Source organism: Ideonella azotifigens (assembly GCF_006519715.1).
Lineage (GTDB): Bacteria > Pseudomonadota > Gammaproteobacteria > Burkholderiales > Burkholderiaceae_C > Ideonella > Ideonella azotifigens.
In genome coordinates, this window is the sequence record NZ_VIDT01000770.1 from 1 (window position 1) to 2,375 (window position 2,375).

Genomic DNA, 2,375 nt, shown 5'->3' on the forward strand with positions numbered 1-2,375 from the left:
CCATCTCGATCAGCGCGCCATCGGGAATGCGCGTGGTCGCGCCCGCCAGCGCGACGATGGTCGGGATGCCGAACTTGCGGCCGGTGATCGCCGTGTGCGAGAGCATGCTGCCACGCTCCACCACCATGCCCTTGGCCGACAGCATCAGGAACAGCCAGCCGGGGTCGGTCTCGCGTGCGACCAGGATGGCGCCCTCGCCCAGCGCGCCCACGCTGTTCGGGTCGATCACCACCCGCGCCCGGCCGCGGACCTTGCCGGTGCTGGAGCCCAGCCCGCGCAGCTCGCCTTCGGTGGGCGTTTCCTGGCTGGGCGCCAGCAGCACGTTGTCGCGCAGCGGGCCCAGCGTGGTCAGGTCCATCGCGGTTTCGGCCAACTCGTTCTGGCTGAATTCTCGCCGCCGCAGGTCGGCCAGCGCCTGCAGGTCCTGGGTCACGCCGCTGCCGTCCAGCCAGCCGAACAAGTCGTCCTGCGACAGGTGGTAGACATCGTCGGCGCTGCGCAGCACGCCTTGCGCCACCAGCCGCCGACCCATGGCCCGGAACACGTTCTTGCTGAAACCGAACAGCTCGCTGCGGCAATAGCGGCTGTTCTCGCGGTGGCGGATCAGCCCGCGCACCTTGGGCAGCAGGTAGGCCAGCACCAGGCGCTTGAGCGGCGCATCGGCCAGCAATTCCTTGAGCCGCAGCTCGGCCGCCTGGCGCAGCGCCTGCTCGCGCTCGCGCAAGCCCTGCACCGTGACCTCGCCGCCCACATAGCCCTGCACCATCTGCATCAGCAACTGCGGCGTGTGGCGCATGTTGGGCTGCTCGATCTTCAGCTCCTGCAGGCCGCGGTCGCCGTAGCGGTGGCAATGGCGCCTGGCAGCGGCGCAGAACTCGGTGTCCAGCGCGTCGGCTGCCACCGCGTCCCACAGCGCCTGCGGCTGCATGTGGGCAAAGGCCTGGCGCAGCGCAGGCACCGCGCGCACCCGCTCGGCCAGCCGCACGGCGCTGCGCACGATTTCCACGCTCATCAGGTCCTCGTCGCCGCACAGCAGGTCGCTCATCAGCGCCTCGTCTTCGGCCAGGCCCCATTTCCGGAACAGGTTTTCGGTCAGCCCATACAGCACCGGCAGGTAGGTGTCGTTCAGCAGCGTGACGCCCCATTCATTGCCGACCTCGCGCCACACGCGATGGAACTCGTGCTCCAGCACCAGCAGGTCCTGTTCGTCGAAGTCCCGGCCGCGCAGCGGCGCGATCAGGCCTTCCCACCACCCGTGGAAATGGCGCATCGCGCGTTCGTGCGTAAAGTAGCGGTACAGCACCACCGCGCCGGCAGACGCGGTGGCCAGGGCCTTGCCGGTGGCGCGCAGCGCGCGGCCGAAAATGCCGGCGGGCGCCGCCTCGTAGGAGGCGCGGAAACCCATCATCTTTTCCCAGTGCCCGCGGAAGACCGGGAACAGCGGGCTGCGCGAATGCAGGTGGTAGAAGTGGGTCAGGCAGTAGTACACGCGGCCACCCACGAAGCCGATCATGCGGTCCAGCGCCTCGTGTTCATCGTGCAGCCCGCGCTCGCTCATGCCCAGCCGGCGGTAGCAGTCGTGAAAGATCACGCGGTAGAAGTAGCGCGAGAACGAGTAGGTCAGCGCGGTGGTCACGCCGGGGAAGCTCTCGGTCACGTTGGCATTGGTCCAGACGCGCATGCGGCGGTAGTCCAGCGCGATCGGGCGCGACTGCAGCACATGCACCTGGCCTTGCGCGTCTATCGTGCCCTCGATGTCCTGCGGCGCGCCGAACACCGCCTCGATGCGCCGGCCCAGTTGCACCAGCGCGCGGACCTCGTCGTCCGACAGCACCGGCGCCTGCTGCAGCGCCAGCGGCACGGCCAGCATCGCCAGCCCGCTGCCCAGCGCCGGGTCCAGCCCCAGCATCTCGGTCTTCTCGACCACCTCGGCGCGGATCTCGCCGCTGCTGCCGTGCACGAAGAAGTGATCGGTCGCAACCTTGTCCTGCACCACGCCCTCGCCGATGCCGTGGCCGGCGGCAATCACCGTCTCGCGCGCGGCGGTGCGCGGGTTGACGGTGAACAGCACGAAGGAGCGCTGGCCCAGCACCATCTGCTGCACCGCCACGCCGACGCTGAAGCCCAGCAGGTCCATGCCCTGGGCCTGGCGGTAGACCAGCGACTCGGCGCTGAAGCCGCTGGCCCAGCACAGCCGCAGCTTCGCCAGCACCTCTTCGCGTCGCACGTAGAGAAAAGTCTCGCTCATGCCGGCGAAGGGGTTGTCGGCCGAGTCCTCGCTCTCGTCGAGCCGGTGGCCGATGGTCGAGGCGCGCACCGCCACCAGCGCGTCGGCCGGGAAATGGCGGTCGAAGCTGGCCAGCACCGCGGCCTCC

At 69.5% G+C, this 2,375-nt stretch carries 1 protein-coding gene; it reads right to left on the bottom strand.

What is annotated here, in order from left to right; all coding sequences use genetic code 11:
- Positions 1 to 2,375, bottom strand: a 2,375-nt coding sequence (locus tag FKP22_RS27450) for a PEP/pyruvate-binding domain-containing protein (protein ID WP_141291140.1), incomplete at both ends; no start/stop codon positions are given.